Below are 21444 nucleotides of genomic sequence, written 5' to 3' on the forward strand. Positions count from 1 at the left end.
CCACCCGGCCGATGCCCCGATCGCCTCTGCGTCCCGCTTCGCGGAGCAGCGCGTGTCAGTCGAACTGGATGATCGCGGCGCTCCCGGCGGGCACGGTGACGGTCGCGGTGCGGCCGTGCACGCAGACGCTCGTGGACTTCGGTGGCGCGAAGGCGGCGTGCGGGCCTACCTGCTCTCCGCCGAGGGTGATGTCCGTGGTCGCCGAGAGGCCCGCCGCGGACGAGGTCGTCAGCCGGGTCACTCGGCCGGAGCGGAAGGCGGCGCCGAGGTTGAGGCTGACGGTGGTCGGGCCGTTCACGGCCGGGTCTTCGACATCGTCGAGCACGACCGTCAGGCGGTGGCCCTGCTTGACCGCGTAGGCGCGCACGTCGGCCTGGTCCGGGTCGTCGATCGCGGCGAAGCGGCCGGTGCCCACGAGTTCGGTGGCGAGCATGCCGTAGTAGATCGGGCGGGCGGTCAGGTCGCCGGTGGTCGGGCACAGCGGCGTGTACGGGTCGCATCCCGCCGCGTTCGTGCCGTCCATGAAGTCGGCGTTGACGATGCCCTGCTGCGCGATCAGCAGGCTGTAGTCCAGCGCCCAGAGCGCCGAGGCGTACGCGTCGCTCACCCCGGCCGTGCCGGCGCAGACCACGGAGTTGGTCTCGGTCATCGCCGCCGGGACGTCGAGCTGCGCGGCCGCGCTCAGCGCCGCCTGCGCGTTCGCGGTCTCGTACTGCACTGCGTCGGTGCCCAGCAGATCCGCGACGGTCGGGGTGGAGCCGCCGCAGGCGCTGGCCGGGTAGGTGTGGTCGGAGATTTCGGTGACGTCGGGGTGCCCGGCCTCGAGCGCGGCGAACGAGCCGAGCCACGAGCTGTGGTTGGTCTCCGCGTCCGGACCGGTGATGCCCACGCCGGGAGCAGCCTGCTCGATCGCGGCGACGTAGGACTCGAAGTCGGCGTAGTACGCGTCGACGCTGTCGTAGTAGAAGTTCGGCTCGTTGCCGATCTCGATCGCCTGCAGCGAGCTCCCGAAGATCTCCCGCGCGTACTTCGCCTCGTCCGCGGCCCTGCCCGGGTCGGGGTGCTTGAGGTTGACGGCGAGGATCACCTTCCAGCCGGCGCCTTTCACGACGGCGGCGAGATGGCGCAGCTTGTCCGGGGTGATCGTGCCGCTGGTGGCCCAGGACGGCGCGGTCTCGCCGGTGGAGGTCCAGAAGGTGGCGTCCCCGGAGTTGCCGCCGACGCGGATCACGCCGGTGCGGCCGAGCGTGCGCAGGTAGTCGACGAGGTCGGTGCTCGCGTAGTCGTCCCCTGCGATGGTGGCCGCCCCGAAGGAGAGGCCGACGAATCCGGGGTGCAGCTCGTTGCCGAGCCGGTCCGGATGCACGGTGATCGACAGGGCCGCGGCCTGGGCGGTCACGGCCGGCGCCGTGGTGGCGGCGCCGGCCGGCGACATCGTGGCACCGGCGATGCCGATGGCCAGAGCGAGTGCGGTGAGGTGGGTGCGGCGGAAGTTGTGTGAAGGCAGTGGGTGTGTCACAGCCCTCAATCTCGGCCGGGCGAAGAGTGTTGGCAAGTAGCCGGATGGCAAAGTTTCATATGCGAGACCAGTGTTCGTATATATGAACACAACGACGGCGAGGGGAGGGGCTCGGTTCCGGAACCCGGCGCAGGTTCCGGAACGCCCCGCAGGTTCCGGAACTCGGCTTTTCGGTCACAGAGCATTGACCCTCCTCGGGATCGCGCGTACTTTCGAGCACGAGATCATTCACCATCATGCAACAAGTTCATATATGCGAACAACGGACGCTCGTTCGAACCCACGCGATCGGAGTGGACATGGCTTTCCCGCGGAGTGGCAGGATCCGTATGGCGGGGCTGCTCGCCCTCGTGCTGGCGGCGGGCACGACGGCCGGCTGCAGCGGCTCCGGCGGGTCGGCCGCCGACGCGACCGGGCCGCTGCAGGTCTGGGTCCGCGGCTCGGGCGACTCGATGAAGGCCTATCAGGACATCTTCTCGGCCTTCACGAAGCAGACCGGGATCAAAGTCGACGTCTTCTCCACCCTGACCGACTTCGAGACCAAGCTCTCCGCGGCCGCGACCGCGCATCGGCTGCCCGACGTCGCGATCGACGACGCGGCGCAGCTCGGCAGCTTCGAGACCCAGGGCATCATCCAGCAGATCCAGCCCGCGCAGATCAGCGGCAGCGGGCAGATCGACGCCACCGCCTGGAACGAGGCGAAGGACCATTCCGGCGCCGACTACGCGGTGCCCTTCTCGGTGCAGGCCAATCTGCTGTTCATCCGCAAGGACTGGCTCGACCGGCTGCACCTGCCGGTCCCGACCACCTGGGCGCAGGTGGTGCAGGATTCGGTCGACTTCACCAAGGACGACCCCGACGGCGACGGCAAGAGCGACACCTACGGCATGGACGTGCCGGGATCGACCATGCGCGGCTACGTCTCCTGGTGGTGGTCGACGATGCTGTGGCAGGCCGGCGGCGACTACGTCAAGAACGACGGGAACGGCAAGTACACCGCCGCCCTGAACGGGCCGGCCGCCGTCTCCGCCGCGCGGGATTTCGAGCAGCTGGCGTGCACGGACAAGGTCGTCCAGCCGGGCTATCTCAACGACACGACAACCGATACGAACAAGGCCTTCGAGACCGGCGTCACCGGCATGTACCTGACCGGCCCCTACGCCTTCGCGACCTTCGACGCCACTGCGATCAAGGGCAAGTACGTCGTCGTCGCGCCGCCGCTGGGCCCGACCCAGGCGACGCTCGCCGAGGGCACCGACATGTACCTGATGGCCGGCGCGAAGAGCGACGAGGCGCGCGAACTGCTTTCGTTCATGGTCTCGGCCCAGGCGCAGAACCTCGGGATGAGCGCCGTGCCCACCGCGACGGTCGTGCGGCTGCCGGTCAACAAGACCGTCAGCGCGGCCACGGCGCACCAAGGCGACACGCGCTGGACTCTCGCGCAGCAGGTCTACGAATCCGAAGGCCGGTTCGAGTACGACTCGCTGCCGAACTGGACGGCGCTGCGTCAGCTGGCCTCCGACGACATCAACAAGATGATGGCGGACTGCGCCGACCCGTCGTCGGCCATGAACGGCCTCAACACCCAGTTCCAGCAGACCTTGCAGCAGCAGGGCGTGGCGGGCTGACCATGGCTTCGCTGAGCACGATCACCGCCGGCGCCGCGTCCGACGCGAGCGCGCCCGGCCAGGCCTGCGGGTCCGGCCGGGGCGGCCGGCTCGCCCGGCGCGGGCGCGCCGTGGTGCCCTGGCTCTTCCTGGCCCCGGCGCTGCTGTTCCTCGCCGTCTTCCGCTTCTGGCCCACAGCCTGGGGCGTGTACCTGAGCTTCTTCCACGTCCGGCCGTACCTCGGCAACCAGTGGATCGGCTTCGCCAACTTCACCAAGGCCTTCGGCGATCCGGCTCTGATCTCAGCGGTCTGGCACACCGTCGTCGACGCGCTCGCCTGCGTGATCGGCTCGGCTTTCCTCGGGTTCTGCCTCGCCCTGCTGCTCGAGGGCCCGGCCCGGCACCTGCGGGTGCTGCGGACCGCGGCGTTCCTGCCGGTGGTGGTCGCGATGGTGGCGGCCGCCGAACTGTGGAACGAGCTGCTCTACCCGGGACGCACCGGCGCGGTCAACACCCTGCTCGGCGACGTCGGCATCGGCCCGCAGCAGTTCCTCGGCAGCCCGCACCAGGCCCTCGCCTCCGTTATCGGGGTGCAGATCTGGAAATCGGCGCCCTACGACATGGTGATCTTCGTGGCCGGTCTCGCCGGAGTCGACCGCGAACTGTACGAGGCGGTCGCGATCGACGGAGCCGGGGCGTGGCAGCGGCTGCGGCACGTCACCCTGCCCGCCCTGCGCCCGATCACCACGATTGTGCTCACTCTCGGCGTCATCAGAGGACTGCGGGTCTTCACTGAGATCTACGTGCTCACCGGCGGCGGCCCGGGCGGAGCCACCCAGACCGTCGTGCCCTACGACTACCTGCAGGCCACCACCGAGAACGATGTGGGCTACGCCGCCGCCGTGTCGACGATGCTGCTGGTCGTGACGGTGCTGCTGACGCTCGCCGTGCGCTGGTGGCGTGCCCGTGTGGAGGAGGACTGAGATGGCGATCGTGGGTTCGACGCCCACAGCGCTGGGCCTGCGCACCCCGCGTGTGTTCGCCCGCCGCGGCGTCGCCGGCCGGGCGGCACGGCTGGTGTGCTACCTGCTCGTACTCGGCGTGTTCGTGCTCCCGCTGTGGTCGATGATCGCCACTGCGCTCAGTGCAGCACAGAACCAGCTCGGCCGGATGGACCTGTGGCCTCGGGGCTGGAGCGCGTCGAACTTGTCGCAAGCCTGGAGCTACGGCATCGGCCGTGGGCTGCTCAACTCGGTGGTCATGGAGGCGGTCGGGCTCACGCTACAGCTCGCGGTCTCCGCATTGGCCGCCTACGCCCTGGCCCGCAAGCGATTCCGTGGCGCGGGCGTGGTGCTGGTGCTCATCATGGCGACGCTGATGATGCCCGACGAGATCATCGCGATTCCGCTCTATCTGATCATCGGAAAGATTCCGCAGCCGTTCACCGGCGGCTCGCTGCTCGACTCCTACGGCGGACTGATCCTGCCGCTCGTCGGGTGGGCGCTGCCGATCTACATCCTGACCGGCTTCATGAAGCGCATCCCGCTCGAGCTCGAGGAGCAGGCCCGGGTGGACGGCGCCGGCGATCTGCGCATCTTCCTGCGGATCATCCTGCCGCTGTGCAAGCCCGCACTCGGCACCTGCGCGGTCTTCGGCTTCCTGATGATCTGGGATCAGTACCTGCTCCCGCTGCTCGTGATCCAGACGCCGTCGATGAATCCGCTGACGGTCGTGGTGACCTCGCTGCAGTCCTCCCAGGAACTCGGCGACGGCGTCCGGCTGGCCGCCGCCGCGATCCTGATGGTGCCGAGCGTGCTGTTCTATCTGCTCATGCAGCGCCTGTTCGAGCGGGGCATGCTCAGCGGGTCGATCAAGGGCTGACGGACGCGCCGTCCCTATCGGCGCGGCTCCCAGCGGAAGAAGGTGCGGGCGGCGAGAACCCCGAGTGCCGCCCACACCAGGCTGGGCACGAGCAGGAGCGGCACGTTCGAGAGGCTGCCGCCGTTCCACGCGGTCATGATCAGCTCGGTCGGCGCGCCGCCGGGGAGGGCACGCTTGAGGGCGGTCAGGTCGCCGCCGGGTGCCTGGCTCAAGATCGCCGCTGCCAGGGCGGCGAAGAAGATCGGTATGGTCGTGTACTGCGCTTGTTCCGGCGATGCGGTGAACCCGGCGGTCGCGAGTGCCAGTCCGGTGAACATGGCTTCCACGACGAGGATCGCCGCGATCACGAGCGCGGGGTTCGCGGGGCCGCCGTGAGAGGCGAGGATGCCGAGCACGACGACGATCTGGGCGATGTTCACGGCGATCAGCGGCGCCACGAGCCCCGCGATGATCGACCGGTCGGAGATCGCGGCTCCGCGCATCCGCTTGAGATAGAGCGTCTGGCGCCGGGTGGCCAGCGTCGTGGTCGCCGTCACGTAGGTGCCCATCGCCGCCATCGCGACGACCTGGACGCCGGCTGCGGAGCCGCCGCCCGCGTGCGGGTCCCTGTCGAGGTAGAAGGCGGCTCCGAAGAGGCAGGGAAACAAGATCGCGCAGCCCGCGACGAGGCGGTTGCGGACAAGGAGTCTGATCTCTGTGCGGGCGATGGCGTTCATGCGGTGGTCCTTTCGGAGCCGAGGGCGCGGAAGACATCATCGAGACCTGATTCGTGGACGGCGAATCGGGCCAGTTCGTAGTCGTGGGCGTCGGCCCACGCCGTCAGCGTCCGCACGTCGCGCTGCACGGTGCGGGTCCGGATCACCACGAGGCCGTTCTCCGTGCCGCTGACCGGGATCGGGATGTCGTCCACGGCGCACGGCGGCACGAAGCGGATGGTCGTGACGCTGTTCGCGGTCAGGTCCGAGACCGTGCCCTCGCGGTGCAGGGTGCCGGCGTGCATCAGGCCGACGCGATCGGCGTGGTGCTCGGCCTCCTCGAGGTAGTGCGTGGTCAGCAGGAACGTCGTCCCGCTCGTTCGGAGGTCGTCGACGACCGCCCACAGGGCGTCGCGGGAGGCCGGGTCGAGTCCGGTCGTCGGTTCGTCGAGGAAGACGAGTTCGGGGCTGCCCCAAACCGCCATGGCGAAGTCGACGCGGCGTTTCTCCCCACCGGAAAGCTGCGCGACGCGGGTCTGCTTCTTCGCCGTCAGGCCGACCCGGTCGAGCACCGCGTCGACCGCGTCGGGGCGCCCCGAGACCGCGCCGGCCAGTGCGACGCTCTCTCGGACCGTGAGTTCGGCGACGAGGCCGGATTCCTGCAGCATGATGCCCATCCGCGGCCGGACGTGGCGGCGGTCGGACGGATCGCCGTCCAGCACGCGCACCCGGCCGGAACTAGGGACGCGGTGGCCTTCGAGCACTTCCAGTGTCGTCGTCTTCCCGGCGCCGTTGGTCCCCAGCAACGCGTACAACTCGCCGCGTCGCACGGTGAGTCCGAGGCCTTGCACGGCGGTATACGCGCCCTTCGTCGATCTCCGCCCGGGTCTGTAGGTGAAGCTCACGTCCCGGGCTTCGATGACGGTCTCGTGTGTCGTCTCCCTCATGCGATCCACGATCCGGCGACGGCGGGCAGCGCGCGTAGTGCCGTGATCTCACGGCCTCGTGTGACGTTTGTCAGGCCGGACGGTGACGTTTCGCGGGTTCGCGTGCAAGGTCGGTCACCTTAGGCTGGCGCCATGACGCCGGAGAGCCACGAAGTTTGGTCGACTGCCGACGCCGGCTCGCCGGCCCTGGAGCGCATGCGCCGCTACACGACCTGGGTCATGGTCGCCATCGTGGCCGGCTACGTGTGCCTGATCACGATGGCGCAGAGCCGTTCCGCCTTCGTGCTCGTCGTCTCGCTCGCGGTCGGCGCCCTGGTCTGCTGGCAGTGCCTGTTCTGGGAGAAGGGAGCGCGACCGGCCGTCGCCGTCCCAGCACTCATCACCTCCTACGCGTTGCTGTGGCTGATCGCGGCCACTCACCGCAACCCGGTGGAAGCTGTCGCCTTCTCGTTGTCCGCCGCGCTGGTGACGAGCGTGCCACCGTGGGACCGATGGTCGTGGAGCGCGGTAGCCGTCGCGCTGGCGGTCCTCCCGGTGACCGTTTTCGAAGACGCCCGAGCTGCGGAGGGCGTCGCCCTCGTGGGCGTCGCAGCCATCGCCACGGTCCGCGGCAACCGCTTCTGGTTCGGGCTCTACCTCGAAATCGACCAAGCCCGCCACGATACGGCCGAGCTGGCCGTCATGCGCGAGCGCTACCGGTTCGCCGCCGATCTGCACGACATCCAGGGGCAGGCGCTGCATGTCAGCCGTCTGAAGCTCCAACTGGCCGACACGTTGCTCGACCGGGACCGGGAGCTCGCCCGCAATCACATTCGCGAGGTGGAGCAACTCGTCGCCGAGACGATCGCGGAGACCAGGCGCCTGGCCTACGGGGAGCGCGCCGTGACCCTGGCCGGCGAACTCGCGAACTCCGAATCGCTGGTTCTGGCCGCGGGTATAGAACTGGAAGTCAGGGGGCACGCGCCGATCGGGCATCGACTTGAGGAGTTGTTCGCACTCGTGGTGCGCGAGACCACCACCAATCTGTTGCGGCACGCGCATGCAGAACACGTCCTCGTCGACCTCGGGCCGGACTTCGTGCGGATCGTCAACGACGGCGTGACGGACAAGACGCAGGCGCTCAGCGGCCTCGCGCGTCTTGGGGCGCGCTTCACAGCCGTCGGCGGGACGCTCGAGACACAATGTGAGGACGGAACGTTCACGACGGCGGCCCGGGCTGAGTCGATCCACGAGACCTCGGAGTCCGCACCGTGATCCGCGTTCTGATCGCCGACGACGAGACGCTGCTGCGTACCGCCATCGCGAGCCTCCTGGCCATGTCGGAGCAGCTCGAGATCGTGGCGCAGGCCGCCAACGGAGCCGAAGCCGTGGCACTCGCCGCCGAACACGACCCCGACGTCGTGCTGCTCGATCTCGAGATGCCGGTACTCGATGGCATCGAGGCCGCCCGGCGCATCATCGCGCGCCGCCCCGAGCAGGCCGTCGTCCTGCTCACGCGGCACGGTCGTCCAGGTGTGCTGCGGGCCGCGCTGGCCGCCGGGGTCCGCGGTTTCCTGTCGAAGTCCGTCGAGACCGGCGAACTGGAACGCGTCATCGTCCACGTACACGGCGGCAGGCGCTGGATCGACGCCGACATCTCCGCCGCCGCGATGATCGACGACTGCCCGCTCACCGCCCGCGAACTCGGCGTGCTGCGCCTCTCGGCGGACGGTCTCAGCGTCCGGGAGATCAGCGACCGCCTGCACCTCGCGTCCGGGACGGTGCGCAACTATCTGTCCTGCGCGATGCAGAAGACCGGCGGTTCCTCCCGCCACGCCTCCGCCCGAATCGCGACGGAGCGCGGCTGGTTGTAGGTCCAGGCCCCGCGACGCGCGGATCGGTGTCAGTACCGCCCAGTACGCTGAGTCCCGTGAACCTCGACACCCATTTCAATGCCCTGATCTCTTCGGACAAGGCGGCCCAGGTGGCGGCGAGGCAGGCGCTCGTCGACGCCGGCGCCGCGGCTGTGGAAGCGGTCATGGAGCATCTGCGCGACGAGGCTTCACCGGTCGACTGGTCGGACGCCGGGTGGATTCTGCGTCAGATCGGGGACCCGGCCCTGCCGGCGCTCGTCGACACGATCGCCGGCGATGTCTCGCCGGAGGTGCGCCGCCGGGCCGCGTGGACCTTGAACGCCCTGAACGTCTCGGGCCCGGATGCGCTCGCACCCGCCTTCTCGCACCCGAGCCCCCAGGTCCGCGAGTGCGCCGCGGTGCGCGTCCAGTTTCTCGGGGCCGCGGGGTTCGCCTACCTCGACCTGATCCTGACCCTGCTCGGCGACGAAGACGAGGACGTACGCCAGCGCGTGGTCTGGGCGCTCTCGGCGATCGGCGAGCAGACGGTGCCGGTCCTGACGGCCGTCAGACGCTCCCCGAGCGCAGGGGTGCGGCGGCGCGCCACCGCCCTGCAGGCGCTCGCCGAGATCGGTGGACGCGACGTACTCGATGCGCGGGACAAGGCCGCCGTCAGCCGGCTGATCAGGATCAAGCAAAAGGGAGAGATACCCGAACCGATGCACCTGTGCGGCTCCTGGTACGCGGTCCCGGCGCGGCCCGAGCACGAGGTCATGGAGGCGTTCGGCCTGTCCGATCCGGTCCCGGTCACGATGCGGCTCGGCGCGAGCGCCTGGAATCACGACCACCACGCGTACGATCATCGGATTCCGCACGCGAAACATCGCCGGGTCTACGTCTCGCCCGAACTCGACGGGTGGCGGCTCGTCTTCGGATCCCACTCCGACGACAACCACGCCGAAGACCGGGACGCCGGCTCGGACGGAGTGGATCCCGCGCTCGTCAAGGCCCGATGCGCCGAACTCAGCACCCGTTTCGGCGCGGCGCGCTGGTACGGCATGAGCTGCGGCGACAGCTGGACCGCGTGGTGCATCGCCGAGAAGGGCGAAGTCCTCCGCTACTACGACGTCTACGATGCCGACGAGCACGACGACGAGGCGGACGGCGACGACGCGGACCGCGACGACGCGGACCGCGACGACGCGGCCGAGTCCATACTGGTCGGGACGGGCCATCCCGCCGAAGCCGGGTTCGTCCTGCCGCATGAGGACCCGTTTCCGCCGGACGCGTTCGACGGCGTGGACTACAACGACAGTGAGGCCTTCCAGCAGCGCTGGCAGCAGGTCAAAGACGACCTGCAGATCCCTGATGAGTGCGACGGCGCCATCATCGCCGGCCTCACTTCGGTCGACCCGTCTGAGCTCGGGCCGCACACCCGCGTGAAGGGTTCGGGGTGGCTGGCCATGACGGAGTGCGGGCGAGTCCACGGCGACGCTCCCGGGGCCCTACAAATCTGACCCCTGACATCAGTCCACGACTGCTTTCACTGCTTTACTGACGAGCTGGTCATCGTGCGGCGGTTGAGTACCCCGATGAGCGCGGCAAGGTCGGCCGCGCCGGCTGGGTCATCCGCATAGCGGGTGATCTGCAGCGGGCCGACCTCGGGCAGGACGATGCCGTCCCGAGCCAGGACGTGGACCAAGGTCAGCAGGGCGGCGCGGGCATTGCCATCGCTGAAGGGATGGAAGAAGGCCACGTCGAGATACACGCGAGCCCCGCGCGCAGCCAGCGGAACGCCCGGGTCCGCCGCCTCGCGCAGGCAGGCATCGAAATCAGACCACGTATGGGGGCTCAGCCCGTAGCGCTCCCGGCCGCCCTTCGCATAAGCATCGCCCGTGCGGAACGCCGGTACTTCTGTCGTGCCGAGGACTTCGCGTTGCCAACGTGCGAGCAGAGCGAAATCCAGCGGGACGAGGCGCGCGGCGTCTTCTCGGGCCAGGGCATGCGCCGCGAGCAGGCGCTCGGCGCGAATCGGGTTGCGCCGTCGCACCGGCCCGCAGCACCAGGACCGGAAGCCGTCGCGACCAGGCGGGACCCTCTCGAGAGCCGGTGCGCTTCGCCAGTCCACCTCGCGGCGTACCCGCAGCCAGACCGAAAGGCTGTCCGGACGACTGTCCGAAAGGCTGTCAGTAGCGGTCATGGAACTCCTCCAGCGCCTCCCGCTCCCGGTGGTCCCGGTACGGGGCGTGGCCGGTGAGGTCGACGGCCAGGTCCTCGCCGACGGAATCGATCAACGTCTGCGCAGGAGTGACCCAGCTCTCGAACCGGTCGTCGATCGCCCGCTCCACCGCTGCCGTGGCGTCGGCCCGGTCCATGCCGGTGCTGGTGAGGAACCAGGTCAGAACGATGGAGGCCAGACCGTGCCAGCCGCCCTCCGCGCCCGAGTCCAGCGCGTACGTCACGAGACGGACGCAGGCCCGCTCCAGATGCCAGCTGCGATCCTCGGGTGAGGCGTCTGACGGCGGTGCCAGTTCGGCGAAGCGTTCGGCCGTCCGCTCCAGCCACTCCCGCCACTCCAACAGGGCAGACACGACGCGCGCGGCGGTCTCGTCCGGAGTCGTCACCGAACTCGGCCCGCTGACCCAGCTGCCGATGGGCCCGCCGTGGTAGTAGCACCAGTTCCACCCCCATGCCCAGACGCCGTACCGCTCCCGGATGATCGCGTCCACTTGGCTTTCACACCAGCGTTCGCCCTGCCGCCAGCCTTTCATCCCGGAGAGCACGGGTGGCACCCACTCGCGGACCAGCGAGCGGAGGCGGCCATCCTCGTCCTCGTCCCAGGCGAACGCGTGGCGGCCCGGGTCGTGTGCTGCCCAGTCCCGGACGACCTCCCACGAATGGGAGGGCACACGATTTTCGGGGAAGGGCAGAGTGTCCCGGTTGTATGTCAGCGTCGGCTCCCGTCCTGTCAGACACGGCGCACACCAGTCTCGATGCGCGACTCATGAGAACGCGAGCCGTTTTCGAACCGCTCGGCCGGTCTCGCCCGATCCTTCGAGGCGAGACCGGCGGCAAGCGGGGTTACGCGCTTCGCCCGATCAGCGTTCGAGCAGGGCGATGCGGATGGCGCGCTCCACGTGGGCGGCGGTGTTCGCGTACCCTGCGGCGTTGGGGTGGACCAGCGTGACGCGCTTGCCGAGGGGCGCACAGTTCAGGATCGTGCCGGGGTAGCCGGCCGGCCAGTAGTCCGCGGCGTTGCCGCAGATTCCCTCGACCCACTTGACGGCCTCGGGCTGGCAGGCGTCGTGGCCGATGCTGGAGGAGTAGATGTCGACGTACTCGTCGCCGAAGAAATCTGTGACCCGCTGGATCATGGTGTTGAGCTGCTCGAGGACGTCCTCGCGCAGCCAGTTGATATCGGCGTGGGTGATCGGGCCCAGTTCGGCGAGGCTGAGGCGGTTGCAGTCCGTCGCGTTTTCGGGCAGGACGGCCGGGTAGCCGATCGTGATCACCTTGGCGTTCGGCGCGGCCTGGTGCACCCGGGCCAGCATCTCGATGTACTCGTTCTGGACGCGGACGAGCTTGTCCTGGATGCTTTCCTCGCCGGCGGGCGGGTTGGTGTAGTACTCGCGGCAGGACTTGCCGATCGTGCCCAGCTCGACGCACTTCATCAGCATGTCGCCGAACGGCAGGCTGTTGCCGCCGACGCCGATGGTGACGACGTCGGTCTGGTCGCTCAGGTGCGCCCGCTCGATCTGCGGGGCGACCGGGGCCCACCCGCCGGCGGGAGGCTGCACCGGGCTGATCGGGGTCTGCTTCGCCGTGGCGATGTCGGCGATGGTGGCGCCGCCGCAGCTGGCGTTGGTCAGGTGGACGGGCTTGCCCGGGGGGAATGCGGCCAGCTCGCGGTCGACGACGTCGGGGTAGGAGTTGGTGGTGCGGTCACACCCGTCGCGCGACGGGTCCCCGAGCGCGGGCTGCGGGTCTCCGACGAACACGCCGGCGGTGTACGAATCGCCCAACGCCGCCCACTCGTACGAATCCGCCGCGCTCGCTGAGGCGGCGGGCAGAAGTGTGGCCGCCGTGAGCACGAATCCCATCGCCAGCGCTCGTGTGCGCAGGCCGAAGACATGTCGCATGGACCCTCCTGGGAATAGACGAGGCGCCCGGAGCCGCGACATGGCTGCGGGCGGAGGACATCGCCGTCAAGATCATCGAGATGCCTCGGTCAAGATCATCCAGGCTGCCGGGCCGCCGCCTCGGACGACCGGACCCAAGCCACTCGATCGAGTTAAAAGGTCAGATGGTCACTCCGACCCACCCGTCGACGGGTGAGATCAGGATCGGGCGACCCGGCTACCGGTGGCCGTTGTGGCCGCCACCGGAAAGCGATGTTTCCGCCGGCCTGTGTTCGTGTTCGATGATCGTGGCGCGGGCCGATGCGCGGCCCGTCCCGGGAACGCAGGGCCCGGGGCTGACGGGAGGAGCCGGGAACATGACCGGTACGGAATCGGCGGGCGCCGACAGGCGCGACCTCACGGGCAAGGTGGCACTCGTGATCGGCGGTGCGCGCAACATGGGGGCCGCGATCGCCGAGCACATCGCCGGACGCGGCGCGACGACGGTGATCAGTTATCTGCGTTCCGACGACGAGGCTGAGCGAACGCTCGCGCTGCTCGAGAAGCGCGGGGTGACGGCGGAGGCGGTCCGCTCGGACGCCACGGTCTCGGGCGACGTGGACGCGCTGTTCGCCGGCGTCGTGGAGCGGCACGGCCGGATCGACATCGTCGTGCACGTGCCCGGAGCCGTGATCAAGAAGCCGATAGTCGAGTTCAGCGACGACGACTTCGAGCACCTGATCAGTCTCAACACCCGCAGTGCCTTCTACTCGCTGCGCGCCGCGGCCCGCCACCTGGCCGACGACGGCCGGTATGTCGTCCTGTCCACCACGCTGACGTCGGTGATGACCGGCCCCTACGGCGTCTACTCCGGTTCGAAGGCGGCGGTGGAGCGGATGATGCTGGCCGCAGCAAAAGAACTCGGCGCGCGCGGCATCACCGTCAACGCCGTCGCCCCCGGCCCGATCGACGACTCCTTCTACCACGGCGCCGAAACGCCGGAAGCCGTGGCCGCGGCGACCCACCACAGCCCGCGTGGCCGACTCGGCGCCCCCGGCGACATCGCGCCGGTCGTCGGCTACCTCGTCGGGCCGGACGCCGGCTGGGTCAGCGGGCAGACCGTGCGCGCGAACGGCGCGATGTTCTAGGCCGCGTCGAGATCAGCCTCCTGTATCGCCGTCGTCATCGCGGTTACGGTCACCGTCGCGGTCGCCCCAGCCCGTCAGCCCCCTTACGTGCTCGACCAGGTGCGCGATCAGGGCCTCGGGCGCGCCGGGCATCCAGACGACGGCGAGATAGGAGGGCTCTACATCCGTCACCGGCACCCAGACGACGCCCGGCAGCGGGAAGTAGCGGGCCAGCGGCTCGGGCGCGAACCACACGCCCCGGCCGCGAGCCACCAGCATCAGCCGGTCCTCGATGCGGTGCGCCGCCGGCCCGCGCACCGCCGGGCGGCCGTCGGGGCGCGGTTCGGCCAGCCAATGGCGCACCACATCCTCGGACACGACCACCTGCGGGACGATCACCGGCTCGTCGGCCAACTCCGCCAGACTCAGCGCATCGCGCGCCGCGAACGGATGCCCCGACGGCAACGCGACCACCCGCCGGTCGCGCCGCACCCGTGCCGACCGCAGCCGCTCGTCCCCGGTCGGCACCCACAGGAACGAGACGTCCGCAGTGCCCTCGCGCAGCGCCGCGAGCTCCTCCGGCAGCGTGGAGACCGTAACCAGCTCGAGCTCGATGCCCGGCAAGTCGCGCTCCATAGCCTGCACGACGTCGAGCGCGAACTCAGCCGTCGCGTGCGGCTTGCACACCAGCCGCAGCCTCCCGAGCCGTCCCCCAGCCGTCGCCCGCACCCGCGAGAGCACCGCGTCCAGATCGCAGAGCAGAGGTTTGATACCAGCCAGCAGCTCGTCCCCGGCGCGGGTCAGCCGCACCCCGCGGGTGGTGCGCACCAGCAGCGTCGCCCCCACCGCACGCTCCAGCTGCTGCACCTGGGCGGACAGCGCCTGCTGCGCGATGTGCAACCTCGCCGCGGCGCCGGTGATCGTGCCCTCCCGCGCCACGACCGCGAAAGAACGCAGTAGCCGCGTATCAAGATCGACCATGGAGGCACTCTAGCGAGGCTCGCGTATCTGAGCTGAGCCCACGCGGATCAGGGCACGTAGCCGGAAAATCGGGCATTCTTCGACGAGCCGCCTTTTTAGTGGCTGCGCTGTGGGCGGTGGGCATGATCAGGGCACTGCCGGGCTTGCTGGCCAGTCATGCCGTGAGGTGCTCGACCGACGCCACGGATGCGGCGGTCGTCCTGTTGAGTGTGGTGATCGCACACGATGGCACCCCGGTTGTGAGGAGGCTGTCGGCGATCACCGTATCTTCCAGCAGGGTGCGTAACAGATCGACGGTGACACCGCCGTGGGTGACGATGGCAGCGGGGGAGTCGGTCATCCCCACCTCGCGGACCAGCGCGAGCAACCGGCTCGCTGCGGCGTGGGAGGAGTCTCCGTTGGAGGGCGTGTATGCGCGGTCTTCGACCGTCCTGGCCCATTCGGCGCTGAAGTGTGCGAACGGTACGGTCCCGTCCCAGTTCATGCGCTCGGTGGCCCGCCCGTCCTGGACGGGCTGAACGTCGACGGCATCAGCGATGACCTGAGCGGTCTGCCACGAGCGTCGTAGTGGGCTGCAATACACCCGGCGTATGCCGGTGCGCTGTGCCCACGCGCCGGTGAGCGTGGCGTGGGCACGTCCCAGCTCCGTGATGCCCGGATCGCCCGGTTCCCGCAGCTTCTCGGCGTGCTGGATCAGGTAGACGTACATGCAGCCGACTCTGCCGTGCGGAGCAGTGCTCGTCCACGGGTTTTCGGTTGTTGAGGTGTCCTTGGCACGATCTCACATTGCTGAAGCTGCGAACACGACGGCGCGGCGGTCCGCTGCTGTGCCAAAAGGACGTATGTTGGCAGATGGGGCACTAGATTTCCTTCGAAGACAAGGTATTCAGCGCGCGCCGCCGGTAGGGCTCGTCGGTGATCTGCGCCGCGAGACGCTCAGCCCGATCTCGGTCCACGTTGGCCACCCAGATGGTCACGAGCCACTGGGACTTGGCTTTGGCCTTGGGATCGGGCGAATCGATTTCGGCGGCTGCGCAGGCGGCTCGGTCGGCGGCGCGCAAGGCGCGATCCCGATCCATGGCAGCCAGGTCGTGAAGGATCGCGCAGTAGGCGAACGCCCGCCCGCCGGCGCCGACGCAGCTGCTCGCAGCGGCCTCGGCGCGATCGGCCAGCGCGGAAGCGCGCGCTGGATCCGCGGTCGCCTGACGGGCCAGCGCCGCGAATGCCGAGGCTCGCTCCCGCGTTTCGCCGATGAGATCGGCAAGGCGTTCAGCACGGTCGGGATGGCCTTCCGCGAGAGCGCGGACCAGGAGGCCCTGCCCGGTCGCCCGGGCTCTCGGCCCGCCGAAGGTGGCGATCAATGCCTCTGCGACGTCGGCCACCCTGCCGGCGCTGTCCCGATCGATCGGGGACACGGCGGCCACGATCTTGGCCAGCCCTCTCACCCGGACGAGGCCACCCCGAATCGGCTCGCCGTAGTCCGCGGCCCGGTCGGCGATGTGGAGTGCGCATCGGGGATCGGCGTCGATCGCGGCCTGGACCGCGTCGCCCAGAGCCTCCACCTCGCCGCCGCTGCGCCCATCGATGCAGGCCCGGATGGCCGCGTCGAGCGCCGCGCCGTCGAATTCAGGCGATTGCCCAGCCTCCGCTTCTGTCTGCATGACATCAGTGTTCCCGGCGGCGCCGATGCAGTCGACCGGATATGCGATGGGGGCGGCGCGTAAGGCGGCAACGCGCCTTCCGATTATGGAAATCGAGCCCTGATATCCTCCCGGATTCCGCTGCATGATTGAAGAGGCATCGTCCCGGCCCGGTAGGAGGCGGTCGGACCTCGCCAGCGTCGCCTACCGCCCTCGTCGAGGAGCCTGTTGTGACCCACACGGTTCGCCACACCGGCTACGACATTGTTCTGAACCTCACTCTTCCCGACCTCGGCCACCCGCAATACCCGGGCCTGTGGGAGGAGATCTACCGGCCTCGGCGCTTCGATCGCAGCCTGCTGCGTTGCACCTGGACGACGAACGGCGTCACGTGTCCCGGGGCGATGTACGTCCAGGTCCGCGACGGCGCTCGCGTCGCCGTGCACTGCGATACGAAGATCGCCGCCCACCCTCTGGCTGCTCCGGAAAGCGACGTGCACAAGGCGCTGAAGGAGCGCGTCGCGCGTTCCGCTCAGCAGGGCGGGTTCGACGCCGAAGTGGAGGAGTCGGCGTCGGATCGGGCCAGGGTGACGGACGTGCTGGTCACCGGTACCGGTGGGCGTCGGGTCGGCTGGGAGATTCAGCTCTCGGGTATCGCTCCGCGGCGCGTGGTCGAGCGCAGCAACCTCGCCCGCAGCGATGGGATCACGCCGCTGTGGGCGGTGGACAAGCCCACCGCGTCGCCGATCAACCGGGCTCCGTGGGCACGCATGGACGAGATCACCGACTGGCGTATCGCGGCGGGACGGGCACTGTTCATACGCGGGGGAGTGCGCAGCCTGCGTATGCGGCCGTGCGAGCCGGCCTGGTTTGAACGTTGCCCGGCCCATGCGGCGCTCCCGAAGCGGTTCTGCGACGGGAAACATCCCCGCCTCGAGCCCAAGGAGATCCATCTGGAGGATCTGGTCGTCGGCTCGGCGTGTGCGCAGTTCGTCTCGCTGTTCGTGCCCGCGAGGAAGAAGACGGCCGGCGGGTGGTTCTTCTGGCTGACTGCGCCGGAGAAGCAGGAGTTCCTGCAAGGGTCGCCGGAAGCGCAACCCTACGGGTTCCACTACGGTGAGCCCTCGACGATAGGCCGGGTACATGTACCGCGCGACCGGGACTCAGCGCTCGATGCCACGGCGTGGAGAGCAGCTCCACCGTCCACGGACTTCGCAACCGGACGATTGCTGCCGCCGGTACCGCCCGTGGAGGCGTGGCAGTACGCGGAGGTCGGCGACCCGGCGCCGTGTATCGTCTGCGGCAGGCCGGCCCACCTGCGACACCCGGGTACCGGGCAGCCGGCGCACAAGGTCTGCTTCTGTTGACCGTGGCGGCTGAGCTTCTGTAGCGCCCGAAGCCGGTCCCAACGCCTCGAGCAAGGGAACGAGCCGGAGCACTCCGAGTTCTGATACCCGCTAGGCCTGGCCGTGCTCACTCTCCTCCGGCACGGCTGGCACGGTCGGCCGGTCGTGGCCTTCGCAGAGCCCGTCGAGCGCGTCCTCCGGTGAGTCTCCGAGCTCGAACAGGAACTCGTCGAACCCGCCCCAGACCCGGCCGTCGGCCGCCATGACCAGGAACAGCCTGCTGGCCTCGCCGAACGGGACGAGTTGCGCGCCGACCCGTTCCTCCCAGAGGCTGACCCGGGTCCTGAACAGCGCGTCGACGGCGAGCTGCGGATCGATCCCGCAGGTGTCCCTGTGTTCCGGACAGTGAGGATTCGGATAATCGAACTCGAGCCCGCCGTAGCCGCGCAGGAAGGCGCGCAGCACCGGCGGGATCTCGTAGTCCTCCTCGAGCAGCGGCTCGAGCAACGGCTCGACCGGTACCGCGCGCCCGGGGAACCAGCCCGCTGCGGTCAGCCGTGCGGTGGCCGCCGCCCCGAGGCCGGACCCGTTCATCGTCTTCCTCCACGCGGCTTCGGCGGTACGAACTCCGTCATGCCCGCCAAGGGTATTCCTTCCGCGCTCGGATATCAGTCGCCCTGATATCAAAACACAGCTATAGTCTTCGCGGAAGAACGTCCGGTTCGGTCCGGACGTCTCAACCGCTTCGCCGGCGCCCCCAAGGCGCGCCGGGGGAGCGGGCACGCTGCTACGAGGGGGAGTCTTTCTTTGTATCAACGGTTTCCATCCACTGTGCCCGCAGGACGGCCGTCGGCCGGGCTGCACCGGTCCGGTGCCGCCCGCGGGCTGACCGCCGCCGCGCTCGCCACCGCGTTGCTCGGCGTTCAGCTCACCGGAGCGTCCGGCGCCTCCGCCGACGCCGCCCCGGCAGCGCCGATCGTCTCCGTCACCGCCGATCCCCCCGCCGGAACCACGGCGTGCCCGCTGCCGGGCGCCGAGCCCCAGGTGTGGGTGCCGATAGGCACGGTCTGTTCGTTCACGATCAGCCCGAATCCGGCGGACACCGCCGTGCCGACCGGGTACGAGGTGGCCTACCCGGTGGCTCAGAGCCAGTACGTCACCGCCGCGGATCCGGGCAACGGCAACAGTTTCGACGCGGCCACCGGCGTCGCCACGATCACGATCGTCATCGACGAGTACTCCGCCCGACTGACCGTCAACACGCTCGGCGCCGGCGGCCAGGCCGGCCCGGCCACCGTGGAGACCGTCCTGGGCCAGCCGGCCTCCGTCACGGGGACGCCGCAGGTCTTCTCCGACTTCGACGGCGACGGCACGCCGGACCTGCTGGCCGCTCCGCAGGAGTCCGGCGACGCGCTGGCCAACGGCTATTGGTACGCGAAGGGCGGGCCCGGCGGCTCCGTCTCGGCCGACGCGCAGAACCTGTTGGGGGTCTCCCGCCTCGGCACCGGCGCAGGCGGCGGGCAGTTCAGCTTCGTCGGCGCCGAGGTCATCCCAGGAGACTGGTGCGCCAGCGGCGAGAATTCCGTGTTGGTGTACTACCCGCCGACGGTGGCGCCGACCGAGGACGTCGGCGGCGGCTTCGTCTTCTGCGGCGACGGCGACAGCGACGTGGTGCGCAGCCTCAGCAACGAGGACGCCCAGCAGGCCGACATCTCCAGCGGCTCGCTCGCCGACGGGAACGGGGTGAACCCGAGCGAGCTCGTCGACGCCGGCGACCTGACCCAGAACCACTCCGGCCTCCCGGACGTGCTCGCGGTGCTCGACGACGAGTTGGTCCTGACCGCAGGTTGGGGGCCGGGTGCGTACATGACCGACGGGAGGTTCGGCGGCGGCACCTGTGACCGCGGCGACTGCGCCGTCCTCAGCGACACGCCGTCGCCGGACGGTACGCTCGACTGGGACTCGTGGAAGGTGCTCGGCTACCCGACGGCCGACGACGGGCTCGACCTCTACATGTGGAACGAGGCGACCGGCGAGCTCGTGCTGTGGACCGATGTGACCGCTACCGACGCCGAGGACGACGGGTTCTGGAACGACTTCACGACCCTCGATTACACGCAGCACGTGATCGCGTTCGGTACCGGCACCTCGACCTGGAACCAGGGTGCGAATCTGGAACTGCAGGTCGCGGACTTCAACGGCGACGGCGTGCCCGACCTGTGGGCGGTCGACACGGCCGCGGGCACGGCCGTGCGCTACACGGCGAAGGTCAAGGCCGCGGGCATCAAGCTGGCGAAGGGCGCGGAGCAGAGCCTGATCAGCCCGGCGCACCAGTGGGAACTCGGCGATCTGGCTTCCGGGACCGCGAACCAGGCACTCGACACCGGCAGCGACACCGCGTACCAGCTCCGCGACACCAACGCCGGCGTGAGCTGGACGACGGACGCGACCTTCGGCGCCGCGGCGGAGTTCGACGGGACGAGCGGATGCCTGGAGACGAACGCTCCCCCCGCCCAGCCGCTGCCCGGCGCCATCGTCCCGGCGTCGTCGTCGTTCAGCATCGGCGCGTGGGTGGACCCGTCCGGGCCGGGCACGGTGCTCGCCCAGGCGGGGACCGACGACTCCGGGGTCTTCCTGTCCGCGGCAGCCGACGGGACCTGGCAGTTCGGCCTCAACACCGGCGACACCACCGCGGCGACCTACGCGCAGGGCGGAGGCGGATCGTGGACGGCCGGCACCTGGACGCACGTGGTCCTCACCTATGACGCCACCACCGGTCACCTCGTCCTGTACGTCGGAGGTGTGCGGGCGGACACCGTCAAGGTCGCCGGCGGGGTGAGCGTCGTGGGCTCCTTCATCCTGGGCGCGAACCAGGTGGACGGGGCGCTCAGCGAATACTTCCCGGGCGAGATCGCGCACGTGGCGACCTTCGACCAGGCGCTGACCGCGATTCAGGCCACGAACCTCCCGTGACACCCGGCACGGCACGCGGCCCGGGCCGGTCCTGACCTTCAGGACCGGCCCGGGCCGCGTCGTGTGCGCGGCGGTTGCCCGGGCGGCCTTAGCGGGTGAGGACCTTGAACCCCACGCCGCGCCCCATGCCTTGGTCGAATGCGAGGGCGAACCAGAGTGCGGCGACGTTGTCGACCAGCGTGGCCTTGTCGTTGTCGCCCACCCGGACCGGGCGCAGCCCCGTCGCCCCGATCACGGTCTCGGCGATCTCGCGGGAAGGCCCGTCCGGGCCGGTGTAGAGCAGGTCACCGGTGACCTCGCCGTAGTGGGGATCGGCGAAGTTCTCCCAGCCGACGCTGTTGAAGGCACGGTAGGCGTGCGCGCCCGGCGCGTGTTCGGCGATCAGGTCGAGGCTGTGGAGCCGGGGCTCGCCCACCCTGTTCGTGGCGTCGATCGCGACCTTCCCGTCGAGGTACGCGGCCGCGGCCGGGATCGCCTCCGGCATGGCGCCGCCCGGGATCGCCCACACCACGACGTCCGCGGCCTCGATCGCGGCGTTGACCGCGCCGACGGTCGCCCCGATCTGCTCGGCGGCCTCGGCCAGGTCGGCGTCGGAGGGGTTGCGGGCACCGAAGGTGACGGTGTGTCCGGCCTGGCTGAAGCAGGACGCGAGCGTCCGGCCGATCACGCCGGAACCGATCACCGCGATAGAAAGTGTGGGCATGGGAAGCAGCCTTCGCATCTATGGGCCCGCAGGCGATCTGACGGCTAGTGATCTCGAGTCTAGGGTGCGGGCTTG

20 protein-coding genes are annotated in these 21444 nt (G+C 69.7%); 9 read left to right on the forward strand and 11 right to left on the reverse strand.

What is annotated here, in order from left to right; all coding sequences use genetic code 11:
• Positions 1 to 55 precede the first annotated feature (55 nt).
• Complete coding sequence (locus ACTRO_RS42560; RefSeq protein ID WP_051450145.1) at positions 56 to 1519, reverse strand: glycosyl hydrolase family 79 C-terminal domain-containing protein; 1464 nt, start codon at positions 1517 to 1519, stop codon at positions 56 to 58.
• 329 nt (positions 1520 to 1848) lie between these two features.
• On the opposite strand from ACTRO_RS42560, the gene ACTRO_RS01755 reads away from it, so the two are divergent.
• From ACTRO_RS01755 to ACTRO_RS01765, 3 genes are read left to right on the forward strand one after another with little or no spacing between them, the layout of a single operon-like run.
• Entirely contained in the window at positions 1849 to 3147 is a 1299-nt protein-coding gene (locus ACTRO_RS01755; protein WP_051450146.1) for an extracellular solute-binding protein, read from the forward strand.
• Between the two features lie 2 nt (positions 3148 to 3149).
• Complete coding sequence (locus tag ACTRO_RS01760; RefSeq protein WP_084315882.1) at positions 3150 to 4109, forward strand: carbohydrate ABC transporter permease; 960 nt, start codon at positions 3150 to 3152, stop codon at positions 4107 to 4109.
• Between the two features lies 1 nt (position 4110).
• Complete coding sequence (locus tag ACTRO_RS01765) at positions 4111 to 5007, forward strand: carbohydrate ABC transporter permease (protein ID WP_051450147.1); 897 nt, start codon at positions 4111 to 4113, stop codon at positions 5005 to 5007.
• A gap of 14 nt (positions 5008 to 5021) precedes the next feature.
• On the opposite strand, the gene ACTRO_RS01770 is transcribed toward ACTRO_RS01765, so the two are convergent.
• Positions 5022 to 5723, reverse strand: coding sequence for an ABC transporter permease (locus ACTRO_RS01770; protein ID WP_034260703.1), 702 nt, complete (start codon positions 5721 to 5723; stop codon positions 5022 to 5024).
• Entirely contained in the window at positions 5720 to 6649 is a 930-nt protein-coding gene (locus ACTRO_RS01775) for an ABC transporter ATP-binding protein (RefSeq protein ID WP_084315883.1), read from the reverse strand. Before ACTRO_RS01775 ends, ACTRO_RS01770 begins: the two co-directional genes overlap by 4 nt.
• 132 nt (positions 6650 to 6781) lie before the next feature.
• Here ACTRO_RS01775 and ACTRO_RS42565 point away from each other — a divergent pair, with 132 nt between their 5' ends.
• The 3 genes from ACTRO_RS42565 to ACTRO_RS01790 are packed head-to-tail and all read left to right on the forward strand — an operon-like array spanning position 6782 to position 9998.
• Positions 6782 to 7903, forward strand: a complete 1122-nt coding sequence (locus ACTRO_RS42565; RefSeq protein ID WP_051450148.1) for a sensor histidine kinase — start codon at positions 6782 to 6784, stop codon at positions 7901 to 7903.
• Positions 7900 to 8502 (forward strand): response regulator transcription factor, encoded by a 603-nt coding sequence (locus ACTRO_RS01785; protein WP_034260704.1) that lies wholly within the window; start codon positions 7900 to 7902, stop codon positions 8500 to 8502. Before ACTRO_RS42565 ends, ACTRO_RS01785 begins: the two co-directional genes overlap by 4 nt.
• Before the next feature lie 56 nt (positions 8503 to 8558).
• Positions 8559 to 9998 carry a HEAT repeat domain-containing protein gene (locus ACTRO_RS01790; RefSeq protein ID WP_034260705.1) on the forward strand — a complete coding sequence of 480 codons (1440 nt, stop codon included), beginning with the start codon at positions 8559 to 8561 and terminating at the stop codon, positions 9996 to 9998.
• Positions 9999 to 10024: 26 nt separating this feature from the next.
• Here the strand turns inward: ACTRO_RS01790 and ACTRO_RS46655 are convergent, their stop codons facing one another.
• The 3 genes from ACTRO_RS46655 to ACTRO_RS01805 form a co-directional block, all read right to left on the reverse strand.
• Entirely contained in the window at positions 10025 to 10681 is a 657-nt protein-coding gene (locus ACTRO_RS46655) for a Fic family protein (RefSeq protein ID WP_157435647.1), read from the reverse strand.
• Positions 10668 to 11390: a hypothetical protein gene (locus tag ACTRO_RS01800; protein WP_034260707.1), complete on the reverse strand. Its 723-nt coding sequence runs from the start codon at positions 11388 to 11390 to the stop codon at positions 10668 to 10670. The genes ACTRO_RS46655 and ACTRO_RS01800 overlap by 14 nt, the downstream gene beginning before the upstream one ends.
• Positions 11391 to 11579: 189 nt before the next feature.
• Complete coding sequence (locus ACTRO_RS01805) at positions 11580 to 12620, reverse strand: SGNH/GDSL hydrolase family protein (RefSeq protein ID WP_051450149.1); 1041 nt, start codon at positions 12618 to 12620, stop codon at positions 11580 to 11582.
• A gap of 356 nt (positions 12621 to 12976) precedes the next feature.
• On the opposite strand from ACTRO_RS01805, the gene ACTRO_RS01810 reads away from it, so the two are divergent.
• A complete protein-coding gene (locus ACTRO_RS01810; protein WP_034260708.1) occupies positions 12977 to 13747 on the forward strand; it encodes an SDR family oxidoreductase in 771 nt (256 codons plus the stop codon).
• A 12-nt stretch (positions 13748 to 13759) separates the two neighbouring features.
• On the opposite strand, the gene ACTRO_RS01815 is transcribed toward ACTRO_RS01810, so the two are convergent.
• The 3 genes from ACTRO_RS01815 to ACTRO_RS01825 all read right to left on the reverse strand — a co-directional run bounded on the left by ACTRO_RS01815 (position 13760) and on the right by ACTRO_RS01825 (position 16368).
• A complete protein-coding gene (locus ACTRO_RS01815) occupies positions 13760 to 14707 on the reverse strand; it encodes a LysR family transcriptional regulator (protein ID WP_051450150.1) in 948 nt (315 codons plus the stop codon).
• 154 nt (positions 14708 to 14861) lie between these two features.
• Positions 14862 to 15416: a histidine phosphatase family protein gene (locus ACTRO_RS42570; protein ID WP_051450151.1), complete on the reverse strand. Its 555-nt coding sequence runs from the start codon at positions 15414 to 15416 to the stop codon at positions 14862 to 14864.
• A gap of 151 nt (positions 15417 to 15567) precedes the next feature.
• Positions 15568 to 16368 carry a hypothetical protein gene (locus ACTRO_RS01825; RefSeq protein WP_034260709.1) on the reverse strand — a complete coding sequence of 267 codons (801 nt, stop codon included), beginning with the start codon at positions 16366 to 16368 and terminating at the stop codon, positions 15568 to 15570.
• A gap of 209 nt (positions 16369 to 16577) precedes the next feature.
• On the opposite strand from ACTRO_RS01825, the gene ACTRO_RS01830 reads away from it, so the two are divergent.
• Entirely contained in the window at positions 16578 to 17714 is a 1137-nt protein-coding gene (locus ACTRO_RS01830) for a competence protein CoiA family protein (RefSeq protein WP_034260710.1), read from the forward strand.
• A gap of 90 nt (positions 17715 to 17804) precedes the next feature.
• Here ACTRO_RS01830 and ACTRO_RS01835 read toward each other — a convergent pair whose 3' ends face one another.
• Entirely contained in the window at positions 17805 to 18287 is a 483-nt protein-coding gene (locus ACTRO_RS01835; RefSeq protein WP_034260711.1) for an SUKH-3 domain-containing protein, read from the reverse strand.
• 237 nt (positions 18288 to 18524) lie between these two features.
• Between ACTRO_RS01835 and ACTRO_RS01840 the strand changes: the two genes are divergently transcribed.
• Positions 18525 to 20666: a LamG domain-containing protein gene (locus tag ACTRO_RS01840; protein WP_034260713.1), complete on the forward strand. Its 2142-nt coding sequence runs from the start codon at positions 18525 to 18527 to the stop codon at positions 20664 to 20666.
• Positions 20667 to 20754: 88 nt separating this feature from the next.
• Here ACTRO_RS01840 and ACTRO_RS01845 read toward each other — a convergent pair whose 3' ends face one another.
• Positions 20755 to 21369 (reverse strand): NADPH-dependent F420 reductase, encoded by a 615-nt coding sequence (locus ACTRO_RS01845; RefSeq protein ID WP_169739792.1) that lies wholly within the window; start codon positions 21367 to 21369, stop codon positions 20755 to 20757.
• Positions 21370 to 21444 lie beyond the last annotated feature (75 nt).

Origin of the sequence: Actinospica robiniae DSM 44927 (assembly GCF_000504285.1) — a bacterium.
Taxonomy (GTDB): domain Bacteria; phylum Actinomycetota; class Actinomycetes; order Streptomycetales; family Catenulisporaceae; genus Actinospica; species Actinospica robiniae.

What these genes read in the sequence shown, in the direction of transcription:
- ACTRO_RS01755 (WP_051450146.1), top strand. Translation starts at nt 1,849, where the DNA reads ATGGCGGGGCTGCTCGCCCTCGTGCTGGCGGCGGGCACGACGGCCGGC.
- ACTRO_RS01760 (WP_084315882.1), top strand. Translation starts at nt 3,150, where the DNA reads ATGGCTTCGCTGAGCACGATCACCGCCGGCGCCGCGTCCGACGCGAGC.
- ACTRO_RS01765 (WP_051450147.1), top strand. Translation starts at nt 4,111, where the DNA reads ATGGCGATCGTGGGTTCGACGCCCACAGCGCTGGGCCTGCGCACCCCG.
- ACTRO_RS01770 (WP_034260703.1), bottom strand. Translation starts at nt 5,723, where the DNA reads ATGAACGCCATCGCCCGCACAGAGATCAGACTCCTTGTCCGCAACCGC.
- ACTRO_RS01775 (WP_084315883.1), bottom strand. Translation starts at nt 6,649, where the DNA reads ATGAGGGAGACGACACACGAGACCGTCATCGAAGCCCGGGACGTGAGC.
- ACTRO_RS42565 (WP_051450148.1), top strand. Translation starts at nt 6,782, where the DNA reads ATGACGCCGGAGAGCCACGAAGTTTGGTCGACTGCCGACGCCGGCTCG.
- ACTRO_RS46655 (WP_157435647.1), bottom strand. Translation starts at nt 10,681, where the DNA reads ATGACCGCTACTGACAGCCTTTCGGACAGTCGTCCGGACAGCCTTTCG.
- ACTRO_RS01805 (WP_051450149.1), bottom strand. Translation starts at nt 12,620, where the DNA reads ATGCGACATGTCTTCGGCCTGCGCACACGAGCGCTGGCGATGGGATTC.
- ACTRO_RS01810 (WP_034260708.1), top strand. Translation starts at nt 12,977, where the DNA reads ATGACCGGTACGGAATCGGCGGGCGCCGACAGGCGCGACCTCACGGGC.
- ACTRO_RS01815 (WP_051450150.1), bottom strand. Translation starts at nt 14,707, where the DNA reads ATGGTCGATCTTGATACGCGGCTACTGCGTTCTTTCGCGGTCGTGGCG.
- ACTRO_RS42570 (WP_051450151.1), bottom strand. Translation starts at nt 15,416, where the DNA reads ATGTACGTCTACCTGATCCAGCACGCCGAGAAGCTGCGGGAACCGGGC.
- ACTRO_RS01825 (WP_034260709.1), bottom strand. Translation starts at nt 16,368, where the DNA reads ATGCAGACAGAAGCGGAGGCTGGGCAATCGCCTGAATTCGACGGCGCG.
- ACTRO_RS01835 (WP_034260711.1), bottom strand. Translation starts at nt 18,287, where the DNA reads ATGAACGGGTCCGGCCTCGGGGCGGCGGCCACCGCACGGCTGACCGCA.
- ACTRO_RS01845 (WP_169739792.1), bottom strand. Translation starts at nt 21,369, where the DNA reads ATGCCCACACTTTCTATCGCGGTGATCGGTTCCGGCGTGATCGGCCGG.